Consider the following 16,099-nt stretch of genomic DNA (forward strand, 5'->3'; position numbering starts at 1 on the left):
AGGGGGCAGAAAAATCAGAACCGGCTGGTAACGCTCATCCCCACGGTGCGCGGGTCGCCGTAGGTGATCACGTACTGCCCGGCACCGCCGTTGGGCCGGCCATGCACCTGGTAGCGGCGGTCGGTGAGGTTGTTGACGAAGCCGGTGACGCTGAGCTTGTCGTCGGCGCTGAACCAGCTCAGGCGCGCATTGGCCAGGGTGTAGTGCGGCTGGCTGAGGGTCTCGTCGGCACTGCTCTGGCGGTCGGCGAGGAAGTACTCCTTGTCGCGGAAACTCACATCGCCACCGGCTACCACGCGGCCGGGCACGTCCAGCGGCAGGGTGTAGTCGGCGCCCAGCGACACCACGTTGCGCGGCGAGCGCACGAAGCTGTTGCCGCTGTAGTCGCCGGTCACCGCGCCAGTGGTGGGGTTGGTGTTCTTGAAATCGGTGTACTCGGTGTCGAGGAACGACACGGCCGCGCGCAGGTGCAGGCGTTCGGTGGGCTGACCCTCGATCTCAAGCTCGGCGCCCTTGACCTTGCCCTTGGCGCCGTTGGTCAGGGCGGTGGTGAGCACGCCGTTGTTGACCGTCAGCAGGTTTACCTGGATGTCCGAGTAGTCGTAGTAGAAGACGTTGGCGTTGACCGTCAGGCGCCGGTCGAACCACTCGGACTTGAGCCCCAGCTCGTAGGCGTCCAGTTCTTCCGGATCGACCGTGGTCAGCTGCACCAGGCTGGTGGAAAGCCCCGTGTTGAAACCGCCGGAACGGAAACCATGGGCATAGCGGAAGAACACCCGCAGGTTGTCGTTGATGCGGTATTCCGGGGTCAGGTCGTAGGTCCAGGCTTCCCAGGTCTTGTCCTGCTGGCGGTTGCCGTTGCTGCCAACGCCGGCGATGGGGATCAGCGGGCCGTTGGCGCTGGCGCGGGTCAGCTGCACCAGGTCCAGGTCGATGTCCTTCTTCTCCTGGGTCCAGCGCAGGCCACCGGTCACGCTGAAGTCGTCGGTGAAGTCGTAGGTGACGTTGCCGAACAGCGCGTAGCTGTCGGTGCGATGGTCGAAGCCCAGGTCGCGAAACGCCGTGCTGCCGACCTGGTTGGAGCCGCTGCCGTTGGGTGTCGGGCCCGGGGTGACGATGCGCTGCGAGGCGCTGTCGAGGTCTTCGTGGAAGTAGTGGGCGCCGAGCAGCCAGTGCAGAGAACGGTCCTCCGGCGAGGCCAGGCGCAGTTCCTGGGACCACTGGCGATAACGGTTGTCGGTAATCGAGGCGCCATTGACCTCGTAGGGGGTGTAGTCGGCGTCGGTGGTGGAGCGGTTGCGGATGTCGTCGTAGGCGCTGATCGAAGTCAGGGTGTAGTCGCCCAGGTACCAGTTGAAGGTCAGCGAGGCGCCGTCGTGGTCGAGGCGGTAGTCCTCGTTGACGTTGAGCGAGATGTCGCGGCCGTTGGGGCGCTGGTAGCCGACGTTGTAGTAGCTGCCCACCGGCAGCGAGCCGTTGCTGCCGTCGCCCTTGAACTGGCGGCTGTGGATCTTCAGCAGGGCGTCCAGGTCCGGGTTGAGCTGGGCGAGGAACTGCAGGCGCACCGCCTTCTTGTTGACGTCGCCGTAGCTGTTGCCGTCGAAATCGTTGTGCTGGAAGCCGTCGCGTTCCTCGGAATACAGCGACACCCGGCCGGCCAATTTGTCGTCCACCAGGGTACCGCCGAGGGCGCCGTTGAGGATGCGCTCGTTCCTGCTGCCGAAGCCGACCGTGCCATAGCCGTCGGTGTCGAAGGTCGGTTTCTTCGAGATCACGTTGACCGCGCCGGCGGTGGTGTTCTTGCCGTACAGGGTGCCCTGCGGGCCGCGCAGGATCTCGATGCGCTCCAGATCGAACAGCGGCCCGCCGCCGGCGATGGGCGCGTTGAGGTAGACGTCGTCGGCGTAGATGCCCACCGGGTAGACCGTCGCCGCGCCGGTGTCGCCGGTGCCCAGGCCACGGATGTACCAGCGCGGGCGGCCGTCGCCGTCGGGGTTCTTGGCCGAGGCATTGGGCACGAAGGTGGTGATGTCGCCCATCGAGCGCACGCCGTCGGCGACCAGTTGCGTGCCCTTGATCGCCGATACGGCCACCGGCACTTCCTGCAGGGTCTGTTCGCGGTGCTGGGCGGTGACGGTGACGGTCTCCAGGGCCGGCTCGGTCTTGTTCTCGTCGGCGGCGAAGGTGTGGCTGGCGGTGCTGCCCAGCAGCAGCGCGAGGCTGATCTGGCGGGCTAGTGGATGGCGCTGGTGCATGTGGAATCTCCCCGAGTGAACGCGTTGTTGGGGAGGACAGAGCAGGGACTGTGCCAAGCTCGTAACATATTGTTTTTGTTAGTTTTTATTGAGTTTTCAAGAGGGTGCTGCGGATGCTGCAGCAGCGGGGTGTTTGCAGGGTGTTGCTGGGGCAGCAGGGCCGCCCCAATCGCGGGGCAAGCCCGCTCCCACGCCCCCGTGATGCGATCAGACAGCCAATCGCGAGGTGGAGCCGATCACCTGCTCCAGCACGCTCGAATCGATCCACTCGCGCACATCAATGCGCCGCGGGATGAACCCCCAGCGATGAAGGAACTCGCTGAAGTCCTGCAACGCCGCGATGGAGCGGCCATCCAGCGCCGTGCGCAGGCGCCGGTGGGCATCCTCGCCATAGGCCGCCGCCACCCAGTACTCGCTGGTGTTCAGCTCGCGGGCGAGAAAGCGCCGGGTGTCCTCGGGGTTGGCCCAGGCCCATTGCTCGGTGCGCAGCACGGTGTCGACCAGGGTGCGGCTGGCCTCGAAATGCTCGTGCAGCAGGTGGGCGTCCACCGTCAGCGTGCGCGGCGTGCCATTGTTGCTGCGGATCAGCGGGTCGGGGTGGCTGCCGGTGTCGACCACCACCCGCAGGCCGAACTCGTGGGCCAGCTGCACCGCGTGGGCGCCCTTGAGGAAGATCGCGTCGATGTCGCCGCGCAGCAGGCCGATCAGCTCGTTGTTGCGCCGACTCACGCGGCGGGTGTCCAGTGCCACCTCCGAGCCGTACAAATGCTGCTTGGGTTCATCGCTGTAGGTGCCGCCGTAGGGGTAGTCGACCAGCTCGACGTCGGCCACGTTCAGGCCTTCGAGCTTGAGCGCGTTCTCCAGGCCGCGCAGGGCCTGGGCGCGGGTGAAATCGATCTGCACGTTGGCCCACTTGGGCAGGCCGAAGCGGCGGTTCTTCAGGTCGCGGATGCCGCGTACGCCGCTTTCTTCAGTGGTGAGGATCAGCTGTACCTCGTCGATCCAGCTCAGCCCCAGCACCCGGGTCTCGACGCCGCTGGCGTAGGCCCAGATCGCCGGGATGCTGCCGCCGTGGCGCACCGAGTTCTGCAGGTGGTGGTCGTAGTGGGCCTCGCGCACCTCGCGCTCGCTGGACTCGCGCAGCGACTGGATGCGCGTGCCGAACGGCGCGAAGGCCTGGGCCAGGCGCCCGGACTGCACGGCGATGCCAAGGCCGGTGGGTACCGGGCTGTGGGTGTACCAGAGGGTTTCCAGGGGCTTGCTCATAAGGCGACGGGTTTCCTGTCCATGGCAGAAGGGGCGGCAAGCAGCGCGTCCAGCGGCTGCCGGTCGATCCAGTCGCGCACCGCGAAGCTGGCCGGGATGAAGCGCCAGCGCGCGAGGAACTGCACGAAGTCCTGCAGCGCGTCGATGGCCTGTTCGTCCAGGGCGGTGCGCAGGCGCAGGTGGGCGTCATTGCCATAGGCCACGCCGACCCAGTATTCGCTGCTGTTGGTTTCGCGGGCGAGGTAGCGACGGGTCTCGTCCGGGTGCTGCTGCGCCCAGTGCTCGGCGCGCAGCACGCTGGACAGCAGCGTGCGGGCCACCTGCGGGTGCCGTTCGAGCAGATGGCTGTCCACCGCCAGCGTGCGCGGCGTGCCGTTGTTGCTGCGGATCAGCGGGTCGGGGTGGCTGCCGGTGTCGATCACGGTGCGCAGGCCGAAGGCGTGGGCCAGTTGCACGGCGCTGGCGCCCTTGAGGAAGATCGCGTCCACCTCGCCGCGCAGCAGGCCGGCCAGCTCCAGGTTGCGGCCCTCGCCCTGGCCGGTGGACACCGGCGTGCCGGCGACATTGCGCACCGGACGGTCGCTGAAGGTGCCGTGGTAGCGGTAGTTGACCAGTTGCAGGTCGCCCACCTGCAGGCCGTGCAGCTTCAGGGCGTTTTCCAGGCCGCGCAGGGCCTGGGCGCGGGTGAAGTCGATCTGCGCCGCGCTCCAGTCGGGCAGGCCGAAGCGCCGGCCCTTGAGGTCCTGCACCGTGTGGATGGCGCTGTCCGGGCGGGTCAGGATCAGTTGCGCCTCGTCGGCCCAGGACAGGCCGAGCACGCGGGTCTCGCGGCCCTGGGCGCGGGCCCAGATCGCCGGGATGCTGCCGCCGTGGCGCACCGAATTGCGCAGCGTGTGGTCAAAGTGCGATTCGCGCACGGCCTGTTCGTCGGCTTCGCGCAGCGACTGCACGCGGGTACCCAGGGCGGACAGGTCCTGCTGCAGCCAGCCTTGCTGCACGGCGATGCCCAGGCCGGTGGGCACCGGACAGCGGGTGTACCAGAGGGTGTCGAGGGGTTGGCTCATGGTCGTTCTCCTCAGGCGCTGGCCTTGAGCGGCGTGGCGGCGGCCTGCTGCACCAGCGGCAGGACTTCCTGGCCGATGCGCAGGGCCTCTTCCAGGTGCGGGTTGGCCGCCAGGATGAAGGTCGAGAAGCCGGCGTCGCGGTATTCGGCCAGGCGCTCGGCGATGTTCTGGTGGCTGCCCACCAGGCCCACGGTCGGGCCGGGCTTGGCCTTGGCGAAGCCGGCCCAGAGATTGCGCGCCAGCTTCAGTTCGTCGAAGTCCTGCAGGTGCTGGTGATAGGCTGCCTGGCGCGCGCCGCCGACCGAGTCGGAGCCGCTGGCGAAACCCTTGGCAATGGCGCTGCTTTTGCCTTCGAGGCGTTCGAACTGCTGGCGCAGCTCGCGCCAGGCCTGCTCTTCGGTTTCCCGGGCGAACAGGTCGACGCGCAGGCCGAAACGCACCGTGCGGCCCTGCTTGTCGGCCAGTTCGCGCACCCGCTCGAGATGCGGCTTGAGCTTGTCGATCGGCTCGGCCCAGTTCAGGTAGACGTCGGCGTGGCGGGCGGCGACCTCCAGCGCGGCGTCGGAAAAGCCGGAGAAGTACACCCCGGGCTTGCGCTCGTGGGCCAGGCCCGGCGGCAGGCTGCCGTGCTCCAGGCGGTAGATGTCGCCTTCGTAGGAGAAGCTGTCGTTGGCCCACAGGCCCTGGATCACGTCGAGGAATTCGCCGGTGCGCTTGTAGCGCAGGTCGTGTTCGAGGAAGTCGCCGTTGGCGCGCTGGCTGGCCGGGTTGCCGCCGGTGATGATGTTCCAGTCCAGCCGCCCGCCGCTGAGGTTCTGCAGGATCGCCGCCTGCTGCGCGGCGTAGGCCGGCAGGGTCCAGGTGGCCTGGAAGGCGATCAGGAAGCGGATGCGCCGGGTTTCGCGGGCCAGGGCCGCGGCGGCGATCCATGGCTCGGGGCCGGTGGGCAGCAGGGCGCCTTCGAAACCGGCCAGCTCGGCGGCCTTGGCCACCTGGGCGATATAGTCGATGTAGGTGAAGCCGTCGGCCTCGCCGCCGGGCAGGCGGCCGGGGGCGATGTGGCCCGGGCGGTGCTGCGGGTTGCCACGGGTGTGGCGGTCGGTGGAGAGTTGCGGGCCGTCGGTGCCCAGGGGCAGGCGCCAGAAGAATTCGGTGGTCATGGGGGCTCCTGAAGGGGAGGTGGTCGATGGGGAGGGTGGTGCAACGGCTGTGCCATGGCACTGCAGGGCCGGAACGGCGTGGGGTGGCAAGGGTGGGGTGCTGCTGTGGCAGCAGTCAGGCAGCAGCCGTTGCCCGGTGAGCAGCAGGGGAACGCAATTTCCCTGTAGGAGCGGCCTTGTGCCGCGAAAGGGCTGCGCAGCAGCCCCGGCGATATGTGCGTTACCCTGAGATCCTGGGGCTGCTGTGCAGCCCTTTCGCGGCACAAGGCCGCTCCTACACGGGTTGCGTGGTTCCGCCAACCTGCTCCCCGGCACTGCGCAGATACGCCGCGTACAACCCTGCATACACCCCGCCGGCCTCCACCAGCGCGGCATGCCGCCCCAGCTCGACCACCTGCCCATGGCGCACCACGGCGATCCGGTCGGCGTCGCGGATGGTCGCCAGGCGGTGGGCGATGATGATCGCCGTGCGGCCCTGGCACAGCCGGCGCAGCACCTGCTGGATGCGCCGCTCGGTGTGCACGTCGACCGCCGAGGTCGCTTCGTCGAGCACCAGCACCGCAGGGTCGGCCAGATAGGCGCGCACCAGGCACACCAGCTGGCGCTGACCGTGACTCAGGTGGCTGCCCAGCGGGCCGGCTTCGGTGTGGTAGCCCAGCGGCAGGCGCTCCAGCACCTCGTCGGCACCCAGTTCGCGGGCGGCGGCGATCAGTTGGGCGTCGTCGGCGCCGGGCCGGGCCAGGCGCAGGTTGTCGAGGAGGGTGCCGCTGAACAGCACGTTGTCCTGCAGCACCACGCCGACGTTGCGCCTCAGGTCGTGCTGGGCCAGCTCGCGCAGGTCGATGTCGTCGAGCTTCACCGCCCCGCGTTGCACGTCATAGAAGCGCGTGAGCAACTGCACCAGGGTGCTCTTGCCATGCCCCGAGGGGCCGACGATGGCCAGCACTTCACCCGCCGGGATATGCAGCTCGAGCCCGTCGATCACCGGGTGGGCGCTGGCGTTGTAGGCGAAGCCGACCTGCGCGAAGTCCACCTGGCCACGGGCCCGGCCCAGCGCCCGTGGTTGCGCGGGGTCGAGCACCTGGGCGCGGGTGTCGAGCAGCAGGAAGATGCGCTGCGCCGAGGCGCTGCCGGTGGCGTAGCGCTCGAACAGGTCCGACAGCTCCTGCAGCGGGCCGAGGAACAGGAACACGTAGAACAGGCTTTCGGCCACCTGGCCGACGCTCACCCGGCCTTCGGCCAGGCCGAAGGCGCCCACCAGCAACAGCACGGCCATGCCCGCCGTGCCCAGCAGTGCGGTGAACGGCGCGAACCAGCCGGTGCGCAGGCTTCCGCGGATCAGCGCCTGGTTGAACACCTCCAGCAACTGCCGGTAGCGCCGCTGGTTGCTGGCCTCGCGCCCGCACTGCTGGATCAGCCGCACGCCGCTGACGCTTTCGACCAGGTGCGCGGTGAAGCGGCTGCGCTGCTCGGCGACCTTGGCCCAGTTGCGCTGCGACACCCGCTTGAAGCGCCAGGTGGCCAGTGCCAGCAGTGGCACGGTGGCCGCCAGGCTGTAGAAGAAGCTCGGCTCGATGCGCCACAGCATCACCCCGGCCAGGCCGCAGCGCAACAGGGCGCCCAGCAGCTCCGGCGGGCCTTGCACCAGCAACGGCTCCAGCGCGTCGACGTCGCGGTCGGCACGGGCGATGATGCGCCCGGCGCGGGTCTGGTCGAAGTAGCTCACCGACAGCGCCTGGACATGGGCGAACACCTGCACGCGCAGGGTGTTGAGCACGCCGATGGCGGCACCGCCAGCAATCAACTGCGAGATGCCCGCCAGCAGGAAGCGGCCCAGCCAGCTGGCGGCCAGGCCCAGGCCGAGCCACAGCACCAGGCGCTCGTCCAGCAGCCAGTGGCCGGCGTTCTGGATCAGCCCGCGGTCGAGCAGCTCGCGGACGAACCACGGCCGCAGGAACACGGTGAACACCAGCAGCAGCTCCAGGCCGATCACGCTCAGGATCGCCCCACGGATCGGCCGCAGCAGCGGCAGCAAACGGCCCAGCATGCCGCGGTCGAGGGCCTGGCGGGCCAGGCGCTGTTCGATGTCGATATCGCTTTCAGCCATGCTCGATCCCCAGCAGGTCGCGGTAATGGGCGTTGTTCGCCGTCAGCTCGGCGTGGCTGCCGCTGGCGCTGATGCGCCCGCCGTCGAGCAGCAGCACGCGGTCGGCCAGCAGCAGGGTGGACAGGCGGCTGGTGATCAACAGCAGGGTCGGCGCACGGCCGGTCTGGCTGCGTTGACGGCGCAGGTTGTCGAGCACGCGGCGCTCGCTCTGGGCGTCCAGGGCGCTGGTGGCGTCGTCCAGGCACAGGATGTCGGGCGCGCCGAGTAGGGCGCGGGCCAGGCACAGGCGCTGGCGTTGGCCGCCGGAAAGGGTCACGCCACGGTCGCCCAGTGGCGTATCCAGGCCGTGGGGCAGGCGCTCCAGCACGTCCTCGGCGGCGGCCTGGCGCAGGGCCTCGCGCAGCTCGCTGTCGCTGGCGTCGGGCGCGGCCAGGCGCAGGTTGGCGGCGAGCGAGTCGGAAAACAGGAAGCTTTCCTGCGCCAGCACCTGCACCCGGCGGCGTAAGGCCGCCAGGTCGAGGTCGCGCACATCGTGCCAGCCGTGAGCGTCGCTGCCGACCCGCACGCTGCCACCGTCCACCTCGGCCAGGCGCGGCAGCAGGCTGGCCAGCAGGCTCTTGCCGCTGCCGGTGGCGCCGACCAGCGCCACCACCTCGCCGGGGCGCAGTTGCAGCGAGCAGCCGTGCAGCAGGTCGCGGCCGGCCTGCGGCGCGGCCACGCGCACCTGCTCCAGCTTCAGGCCCAACGGCCCTTCGGGCAGTGCGCACTGACCGCTGATGATGGCGGGGCGTTCGTCGAGCAGTTGCCAGATGCGTTCGGCGCTGGCGCGGGCGTCGGCGAAGGTCTGCATGACCCGGCCGATGCCTTCGATGCGGAACACCAGGGTGGTGGCTACCAGCAGCGAGGTCACCAGCTCGCCGATGCCCAGGCGGCCGGCGGCCACCTGGTGGGCGCCGTACACCAGGATCCATACATGGCCGAGGGCGACCACCGCCTGAGGCAACGGAATGCGCGAGCTGGCGTAGGCCAGCGCCGCACGGGCGTGGCCGCTGAACAGTGTCACCTGCTCGGCGAAACGAGCGATGCGCCGTTGCTCGAGGCCGAACGCCTTGATCACCCGCACGCCGCCGATACCTTCGGCCAGATCCTGGCTGACCTGGTCATACGCCGAGGCAACTGCCCGATCAAGGGTGACAAGGCGCTCGGTCTGACGTACGAACAGCCACAGCCCGGCACCGGTCAGCAGCAACGGCACCAGGCCCAGCAGCGGGTCGTACCAGCCCAGCAGGCCGACCGCCGCCAGCACCACCAGTGGCGTCTCGACGATCTGCCGCCAGAAGGTGATCAGCGCATCGCGCACCTTGTCGGCATCGCGAGTGGTGCGGGTCACCAGCTCGCCCATGCCATGCTGCCAGTGGTAGCCCAGGTGCAGGGCCTGGACCTGTTCGAGAATGCGTTCGCGCAGGCGCGTCAGCAGGGCCTGGCTGAGCACCAGCGACAGCACCGCGGCGGCGTACTGCAGCAGGCCGCGTGCCAGGGCGATGGCCAGCAGGGTCCACAGCCAGTGCCAGCCCAGGCTGGCGTCGAGGCTGCCGTCGGCCAGGCGGGTGACGGCGCGGCCGGCGCCGACATCGTCGACCGCGTGGCCGATCAGCCATTGCTGCCAGGCCAGGCCCAGGTTGCCGGCGATGTACAGGGTGGTGACCAGGGTGAAGCGCCAGGGCATCTCGCGGTAGATGGCCAGGGCGCGCAGGAGGGGGTGTCTGGAGGTCATGCAGGGCTCGGGTCTGGTGGTGGCGGGAGGTCTTCGAGGTCGCCGGGGGCGCTGCGCGCCCCTTTCGCGGCACAAGGCCGCTCCTACAGGAATCGCGCGGTCTCTGTAGGAGCGGCCTTGTGCCGCGAAAGGGCTGCGCAGCAGCCCCAAGGGCGCAACCCCTCAGCGACGTGTAGCGCCTTGCGCTTCCTTGGCATTGAGCACTGCCGTGTACTCCCCCGGATCCACCCCGTTGAGGTAGTAGTTGCCGACGTTGTGCAGGCGCCAGCGGATCGGGTCGTGGGTGGTGTGCACCCGGGCATCACGCCAGAAACGGTCCAGGTTCCACTTGCTCAGCGAGGCGCTGGCCCCCAGCAGCGAGAACAGGTCGCTGGCGATCTTCAGCGCCGCGCCGTCGGCATGCGCCCGGGCGGTGGCCACCGAGAGGATCAACTCATCCTCCAGCGCCTTGTCCGCCGGGTCGCGCTCATGGGCGTCAAACACCCGCGCCGCCTCGCGCAGCACCGACTCGGCGCCGCGCAGGGCCACGGCGTACTCGCCGACCTGGCGGATGATGTGCGGCTCGTCGCTGGCCCGCTCGACGCCGCTCTCGACCCAGGCCCGGGCGTGCTCGCGAAGGTAATTCACCGCCGCCTGCAGGGCGCCGGCGGCGATGCCGCTGTCGATGGCGGCGTGAAGGATTTGCGGGAAGGTCAGGCCGGTGCGCTTCATCGGCCCGCTGCGCAAGGTGACGAAGCGTTCGTCGAGGACGATCTCGTCGAACTTCACCGTGCCGCTCACCGAGTGCTGCTGGCCGAAGGCGTCCCAGTCATCGACCAGGGTCAGGCCGGGGGTGTCGCGGTGCAGCAGCACGCCGGCGCCACCGTCCTCGCTGGCGGCGGTCAGCGAGATCCAGTCGGCCAGGTAGGCGCCGGTCGAATAGAACTTGCTGCCGTTGAGCACCAGCTTGCCGTCGGCGCGGCGTTCGACGCGAGTCTTGAGGGCGAACTTGTTCTTGCCGCCGACCTCGGCCAGGGCATTGCCCAGGCGCTTGCCGGCCAGCACATCGGCCAGCACGCGGTCGCGGACCTCGTCGGGGTAGCCGCCGAGCACGCCGCGCAGCATCACGTTGTGGATCTGCAGCAGCTGGCCGACGCCGCCGTCGGCGGTGGAGACCAGGCGCACGGTCTCGACGATGGTCGCGACCGAGGCGCCGAGGCCGCCGAACTGCGTGGGCACGCCGATGGCGGTGAGGCCGCTGCTCGACAGCAGCTCGGCCTGGCGGCGGGGCAGTTGCCGGTTGTTGCCCGGGTCGGCGGCGAGGGCGGCGATTTCGCCGGCGACCTGGCGGGCGATGTCGATGGCTTCGGATTCGCGGGTGATGCGCCGGGCTGGCGGGTGTTCGATGGTGGTCATGGGTTACCTCGGTGGCAGTGTATGGCCCATCGCGGGTCGGTGTGGGAGCGGGCTTGCCCCGCGATGCCTGCAAACGCCAGAGCAACTTCTTTGCCACAGCCCTGAAGTCCACGCAGTACCGGGCTTTCAGCGCACCCTTGCTGCTCCAGCAGCACCTCTGATCGTCGCTTCTGCTGATCAGGCAACACCCGCGCCGCAATCCTGCATCCTGATCAGCAGTCGCCACCCTGGCCATCACCGAAAAGCCCGGTATTCCGGGCATCCCAGCCCTTGGCACGAGCGCTGCAACGGTCCTTGCACGACGTCCAAGGAGCCACCCATGACCCTCGCTCAAGCCACTCCCAAACCTGAAACCCTGGAGCGCCTCTGGTTCACCCGCTGCCCGGTACCCACTGCCTCGGGCATCGCCTACAAGCTCGGCTGGCTGCAAGATGAATTCGCCGCCGACGGCCTGCCCATCGATACCCTGCAGGAGGCCCGCCAGCTCGGCCATCACCATTACGATCACCAGCTTCCCGGCCTGTTCCGCGAGGGCGGCAACCTGCCGGCCCTGGCCGCCCGCGCCGCCGGTGCGCCGACACGGCTGATCGGCCTGACCTGGATCGAGGAGTGGCAGACCATCCTGGTCCGCCCCGACAGCGACATCCGCCGCCCTGAAGACCTGCGCGGCAAGCGCCTGGCCCTGCCGGCCTGGGGCGACAACCGCCCCGGCAGCATCGCCCGGGCCATGAGCCTGCATGGCTACAAAGGCGCGCTGGCCTCGGCCGGCCTGGGCTTCGATGACGTGCATCTGGTGGAGGTGGCGCTGCTCGACCAGTTCGATGCCGGCACCCCGCAACTGGGCCTGCAACGGCTGTGGTCGGGCCTGGATCCGCTGGTGCGCGGTGAGGTGGATGCGGTGTACGTCAAGGGCGCCGCCGCCGCCGATGCCGCCCGCCGCCTGGGCCTGGTAGTGGGCATCGACCTCGATGCCCTGCCTGATCCGCGCCACCGCATCAACAACGGCACGCCGCGGCCGATCACCGTGCACCAGCGCCTGCTCGACGAGCATTTCGACCTGGTAACGCGCTTCCTCGCCCAGACCCTGCGCGCCGCCGACTGGGCCGCCGGCAACCGCGACGCGCTCAACGGCATTCTCGAGGACGAGACCCGCGCCGGCAGCCAGGGCGTGGCCGAAGCCTATCGCGGCGACTTCCACACCACCCTGGCACCGGACCTGTCGCCCCAGCGCCTGGCCTACCTCGACACCCAGAAGACCTTCCTCAACCTGCATGGCTTCCTGGAACGCGACTTCGACCTCGCCGACTGGGTCGACCACCGTCCCCTGCAAGCCGCCCATGACCTGCTGGCCCAGCGCCGCGCCTGATACCGGAGACCGACCATGACCGTACTGATCAACGAACGCCCCCTCAGCACCGAGCTGCAAGCCTTCACCGACCAGGTGCTGGCCGAGGCCGAAGCGGCCTTCAGCGTGTTCCGCGAAACCCGCACCATCACCGCCAACGGCACCGTCGGCTTCATCGAGCGGGTACCCGGCGAGGAACTGCTGGTGTCGGTGAACTACGGCGGCCCGTGGAACCACCGTAAACCGCTGGAGGCGACGGTCAGCGACTTTGCCGGCAATGTCATCCTCGGCAAGGGCAAGGGAGGGCTGGGCCGCTACACCAAGCTGTTCCAGACCCACGCCGACATCACCACCGTGTCCCACGTGCACAGCCCGTACCTCGGCGCCTGGGCCCAGACCCACCGCAGCCTGCCGTTCCACTACGTGCCGGTGCAGCGCTACCAGCTGGCCCGCGAGCTGCCGGTGTACATCGACCGCCGCCAGGCCGAGGTGGATTTCATCCTCGAGCAGATCGCCGCCAACCCGTTCAACCTGGCCATTCTCGAGGCCAACGGCGGCGCCACCGTGTGGGGCAAGCAGGGCCTGCGCGCCACCGCCGAATTCATCCTGCTGCTGGAGGAGGGCGCGCAGATCCAGCTGCTCGCCGACGCCCTCGGCGGCTCGCGTCCCTATGGCCCGGGTGTGCTCACCCAGCAGTGGAAGATGAGCGGCCTGTACGAGCGCGCCAGCGAACTGGGCCTGGTGCCCGGCATCGACCGGCGCAACTGATTCCCCACCTTTCGCGCATGGAGCACGCCCATGGAGGTCAAGATCCTCTGGGGCGTGCGACCCGTCCTGCCGTGGACACGCTGCGGCAATGCATCAGGTGAAGGCTGCGCAGGCCAGCCGCGACCTCCGTACGTTTGCAACTGCCCGCTTGCTCCGGTGCTTCACTGATCGAACGCAATGCTGCCTGGGGCAGCCCTTGGTAGCGTCGTCGCGCAGCGTCACCGAACTGCACCTGGGTGAAACGAAGGATTTCGCTGATGTCATTACGAGCCGCGTGAGACAGGCGGATCGTGGGTGTGGTCATTCTTTGTCAGCTTGCCCCAGGCACTCGCAGGCCACCTGCTCCTGCGGTTGGGCGCACTGTAGGAGCGGCCTTGTGCCGCGAAAGGGCTGCAGAGCAGCCCCGACAATCTAGGCCAGTGCGCAGCTCCCGGGGCCGCTGCGCGTCCTTTTCGCGGCACAAGGCCGCTCCTACAGGGGGCAGTGCCCAGCCTTTTAGCCAGATATTCTCGAAGCGCCAGGCACTGAACAGCGAGCGCTCTGGCTGCGCCGAGGTCAGGCCTGGCTCGGACGGGTGAGCGGGGCGCGTTGCTCACGGAAATGCGGCAGGATGTGTTCGCCGAGGCGGTAGGCCTCCTCCAGGTGTGGGTAGCCGGCGAGGAAGAACAGGTCGATGCCGATGGCATGGTATTCGCGGATCCGCGCCACCACGTTGGCGTGGCTGCCGACCAGGGCGCAGCCCGGCGGGATGCCGATGTAGCCGAAACCGGTCCACACGTTGGGATGGATGAAGAAGTCGTCGAAGGCCCGCGCTTCGTCCTGCTCGGCGTATTCGTGCTCGTAGCTCAGCTTGCGCGCGGTGCGCAGCCCGGCATGGGCGGCGCGGGCCTTGACCGTGCCCTTGGCCACGCCCTCGTCGAAGAAGCGCTTGGCCTCGGCCAGCGCGGCGTGCTCGGTGTCGCGGGTGATGACATCGATCGACAGGCCGAAACGGATATCGCTGCGCCCGTGCTTCAAGGCGCGTGCGCGGATATCGGCGATCAGCGCGGCGATTTCGTCGGGGTGCTCGGCGCGCATCAGGTAGAAGTCGGCGTGCCGGGCGGCGAACTCCCGGGCCGCCTCGGACGAGCCCGCGGTGCAGATCAGCGGCAGCTCGGCCTTCTTCAACGGCCCGCGCAGGCCACCGCCTTCGGCGCTGTAGTAGCGGCCCTGGTAGTGGAAGTCGGGGTTGTGCCAGTAACCGCGCACCACGTCCATGAACTCGGTGGCGCGGGCGTAGCGCTCATCGTGCCCTTCGAAGTCGCCGACCTGGCGCTGGATCGCGTCCGAGCCGCCGTTGATGATGTTCCACACCAGCCGGTTGCCGGTGGCGCGCTGGTAGGTGGCGGCCTGCTGCACCGCTACCCAGGGCGTGTAGTGGTAGGGTTGGAAGGCGGTGACGAACTTCAGCGTGCGGGTCTCGCGGGCCAGCAGCGAGCACACTGTCCACGGCTCCTCGCCGGTCGGCGCGTTGACCATCAGCGCGCCGCCGAAGCCGTTGATCTCGGCGGCGCGGGCCACCTGGCCGAGGTAGTCGATGTAGCTGAAGTGATCGCCCACGGCGAAGCCCGAGACGGCCCCGGTGCTGGGGCCGCCGGCATGCCAGTCGCCGCGGTTGCGCGGGTCGCCCGGGAGGAACTGGGTCTCGCCGTGCAGCGGCAGGCGGGTGAAGAATTCGAGGCTCATGGTCGTGCTCCTGGCTTACTGGACACTGGGGTTGCAGATCGGGGTGACGGGCTGGCCGCTGATGACCTGACGGGCGAACGGGATCGAGTCCCGGAGCGAGGCGTTGACCGTCTCGCTGTGGCCCAGGCCCTTGTACAGGTGGCCCTGGACCACGGAACCGGCCTTGCAGGCGTCCTGCATCAGCGCCACCTGGGTGCTGGCGGCGGGGGTCTTGTCCTCGGCACCGGTGCCGATGAAGATCGGTTGCGCCAGCTTGAGGGTCGGGTACGACACCTGGGCCAGCCAGGCCTTGAGCTGGTCGCCCTGATAGTCTTTTTTGGCATTGGCCGGGGTCAGCCCGCTGCCGACCACATCGCTGACCAGGGCGGACAGGCAACTGCTGCGCGCCTGCTCGAACAGCGGCAGGGCCTTGTCGGTGTAGAAGTCGCGCGGGTCGATGCTCGGGTCGTACTGCTGCGCCGCCAGCAGGGTGTAGAAACCGTAGGCCAGCGCCGGGTCGACCTTGTTCACATCCTGCTCGCCAACGTTCTGCGCGCCGATGGTGTAGATCACCCCGGTGCCGATGCTGCCCTTCACCCCCAGGTCCGGCGCGTAGGTGGCGGCATAGGCGCCAGCGGCGAAGGCCCCGGCGCCGCCTTGCGACTGGCCGACGATCAGCACCTTGTTGGCCAGGCCCGGCACGCCGGCGACCACTGCCTTGGCCGCGTCGAGGATGCCGTAGGCGGCCATGCGGTTGTTCAGCAGCGGGTGGCCGCCGGGCACGCCCAGGCCCTGGTAATCGGTGGCGACGATGGCATAACCCTCGTCGAGCCAGCGGTTGAGGTACTGCACATCTCGGTACGAACGGCCGGCCCAGGACGGCGCGCAGATATCGGCGACGCCTACGGTGCCATGGCCCCAGCTGGCCACCGGCCAGCCGCCGGCGGGCGCCTTGCCCTTGGGGATGAACAGCGCGCCGGAGACCACGATCGGCGTCTTGCCGTCGATGCCGTCCAGCGAGGTGTAGAGGATGCGTTGCGCGCTGGCGGCGTTGGGCAGGCTCAGGGCGCTGTCCAGCGGCTCGCTGCGCAGCAGCTTGCCGGGGGTGGCCGGGATGGCCTTGCTCCAGGTATAGAAGGCCGAGACCCGGCCGTCGCCCTGCTGCGGGTCGGGCTTGGGAGCGAAGGTGTCGGCGGCCACGGCGGCGATGGACAAGGCCAGGGCTGACAACCCCAGGGCGAATGTAACGGGCAGTTTCATG

12 protein-coding genes are annotated in these 16,099 nt (G+C 69.0%); 2 read left to right on the forward strand and 10 right to left on the reverse strand.

Going from position 1 to position 16,099, the window contains the following annotated elements:
* Positions 1–14 precede the first annotated feature (14 nt).
* The 7 genes from PRtIB026_RS12995 to PRtIB026_RS13025 form a co-directional block, all read right to left on the reverse strand.
* Positions 15–2,255, reverse strand: coding sequence for a TonB-dependent receptor (locus tag PRtIB026_RS12995; RefSeq protein ID WP_203647279.1), 2,241 nt, complete (start codon positions 2,253–2,255; stop codon positions 15–17).
* Positions 2,256–2,462: 207 nt separating this feature from the next.
* Positions 2,463–3,521 (reverse strand): ABC transporter substrate-binding protein, encoded by a 1,059-nt coding sequence (locus PRtIB026_RS13000; RefSeq protein ID WP_234562983.1) that lies wholly within the window; start codon positions 3,519–3,521, stop codon positions 2,463–2,465.
* The gene (locus PRtIB026_RS13005; protein ID WP_203647278.1) at positions 3,518–4,585 is read right to left on the reverse strand and encodes an ABC transporter substrate-binding protein; all 1,068 of its coding nucleotides are present in this window, start codon (positions 4,583–4,585) and stop codon (positions 3,518–3,520) included. Before PRtIB026_RS13005 ends, PRtIB026_RS13000 begins: the two co-directional genes overlap by 4 nt.
* Before the next feature lie 11 nt (positions 4,586–4,596).
* On the reverse strand, positions 4,597–5,745 hold the full coding sequence (locus tag PRtIB026_RS13010) for an LLM class flavin-dependent oxidoreductase (RefSeq protein ID WP_203647277.1): 1,149 nt from the start codon (positions 5,743–5,745) through the stop codon (positions 4,597–4,599).
* A gap of 274 nt (positions 5,746–6,019) precedes the next feature.
* Entirely contained in the window at positions 6,020–7,852 is a 1,833-nt protein-coding gene (locus tag PRtIB026_RS13015) for an ABC transporter ATP-binding protein (protein WP_203647276.1), read from the reverse strand.
* A complete protein-coding gene (locus PRtIB026_RS13020) occupies positions 7,845–9,626 on the reverse strand; it encodes an ABC transporter ATP-binding protein (protein ID WP_203647275.1) in 1,782 nt (593 codons plus the stop codon). The genes PRtIB026_RS13015 and PRtIB026_RS13020 overlap by 8 nt, the downstream gene beginning before the upstream one ends.
* 162 nt (positions 9,627–9,788) lie before the next feature.
* Entirely contained in the window at positions 9,789–11,021 is a 1,233-nt protein-coding gene (locus PRtIB026_RS13025; protein WP_203647274.1) for an acyl-CoA dehydrogenase family protein, read from the reverse strand.
* Positions 11,022–11,340: 319 nt separating this feature from the next.
* Here PRtIB026_RS13025 and PRtIB026_RS13030 point away from each other — a divergent pair, with 319 nt between their 5' ends.
* Both PRtIB026_RS13030 and PRtIB026_RS13035 read left to right on the forward strand, forming a co-directional pair.
* The gene (locus PRtIB026_RS13030; RefSeq protein ID WP_203647273.1) at positions 11,341–12,387 is read left to right on the forward strand and encodes an ABC transporter substrate-binding protein; all 1,047 of its coding nucleotides are present in this window, start codon (positions 11,341–11,343) and stop codon (positions 12,385–12,387) included.
* 15 nt (positions 12,388–12,402) lie between these two features.
* Entirely contained in the window at positions 12,403–13,134 is a 732-nt protein-coding gene (locus PRtIB026_RS13035; RefSeq protein ID WP_203647272.1) for a class II aldolase/adducin family protein, read from the forward strand.
* Between the two features lie 37 nt (positions 13,135–13,171).
* Here the strand turns inward: PRtIB026_RS13035 and PRtIB026_RS26650 are convergent, their stop codons facing one another.
* The 3 genes from PRtIB026_RS26650 to PRtIB026_RS13045 all read right to left on the reverse strand — a co-directional run bounded on the left by PRtIB026_RS26650 (position 13,172) and on the right by PRtIB026_RS13045 (position 16,098).
* Positions 13,172–13,438, reverse strand: a complete 267-nt coding sequence (locus PRtIB026_RS26650; protein WP_203647271.1) for a type II toxin-antitoxin system RelE/ParE family toxin — start codon at positions 13,436–13,438, stop codon at positions 13,172–13,174.
* A 251-nt stretch (positions 13,439–13,689) separates the two neighbouring features.
* On the reverse strand, positions 13,690–14,859 hold the full coding sequence (locus PRtIB026_RS13040; protein ID WP_203647270.1) for an LLM class flavin-dependent oxidoreductase: 1,170 nt from the start codon (positions 14,857–14,859) through the stop codon (positions 13,690–13,692).
* Positions 14,860–14,874: 15 nt separating this feature from the next.
* Positions 14,875–16,098 (reverse strand): lipase family protein, encoded by a 1,224-nt coding sequence (locus tag PRtIB026_RS13045; protein WP_203647269.1) that lies wholly within the window; start codon positions 16,096–16,098, stop codon positions 14,875–14,877.
* Between the last annotated feature and the right edge of the window lies 1 nt (position 16,099).

It is taken from the genome of Pseudomonas sp. RtIB026, from assembly GCF_016861355.2.
Classification (GTDB): Bacteria; Pseudomonadota; Gammaproteobacteria; order Pseudomonadales; family Pseudomonadaceae; genus Aquipseudomonas; species Aquipseudomonas peradeniyensis.

Bases quoted from the DNA above. Each gene is read 5' to 3' on its own strand.
- PRtIB026_RS12995 (WP_203647279.1), bottom strand. From the start codon at position 2,255: ATGCACCAGCGCCATCCACTAGCCCGCCAGATCAGCCTCGCGCTGCTG.
- PRtIB026_RS13000 (WP_234562983.1), bottom strand. From the start codon at position 3,521: ATGAGCAAGCCCCTGGAAACCCTCTGGTACACCCACAGCCCGGTACCC.
- PRtIB026_RS13005 (WP_203647278.1), bottom strand. From the start codon at position 4,585: ATGAGCCAACCCCTCGACACCCTCTGGTACACCCGCTGTCCGGTGCCC.
- PRtIB026_RS13010 (WP_203647277.1), bottom strand. From the start codon at position 5,745: ATGACCACCGAATTCTTCTGGCGCCTGCCCCTGGGCACCGACGGCCCG.
- PRtIB026_RS13015 (WP_203647276.1), bottom strand. From the start codon at position 7,852: ATGGCTGAAAGCGATATCGACATCGAACAGCGCCTGGCCCGCCAGGCC.
- PRtIB026_RS13020 (WP_203647275.1), bottom strand. From the start codon at position 9,626: ATGACCTCCAGACACCCCCTCCTGCGCGCCCTGGCCATCTACCGCGAG.
- PRtIB026_RS13025 (WP_203647274.1), bottom strand. From the start codon at position 11,021: ATGACCACCATCGAACACCCGCCAGCCCGGCGCATCACCCGCGAATCC.
- PRtIB026_RS13030 (WP_203647273.1), top strand. From the start codon at position 11,341: ATGACCCTCGCTCAAGCCACTCCCAAACCTGAAACCCTGGAGCGCCTC.
- PRtIB026_RS13035 (WP_203647272.1), top strand. From the start codon at position 12,403: ATGACCGTACTGATCAACGAACGCCCCCTCAGCACCGAGCTGCAAGCC.
- PRtIB026_RS26650 (WP_203647271.1), bottom strand. From the start codon at position 13,438: ATGACCACACCCACGATCCGCCTGTCTCACGCGGCTCGTAATGACATC.
- PRtIB026_RS13040 (WP_203647270.1), bottom strand. From the start codon at position 14,859: ATGAGCCTCGAATTCTTCACCCGCCTGCCGCTGCACGGCGAGACCCAG.
- PRtIB026_RS13045 (WP_203647269.1), bottom strand. From the start codon at position 16,098: ATGAAACTGCCCGTTACATTCGCCCTGGGGTTGTCAGCCCTGGCCTTG.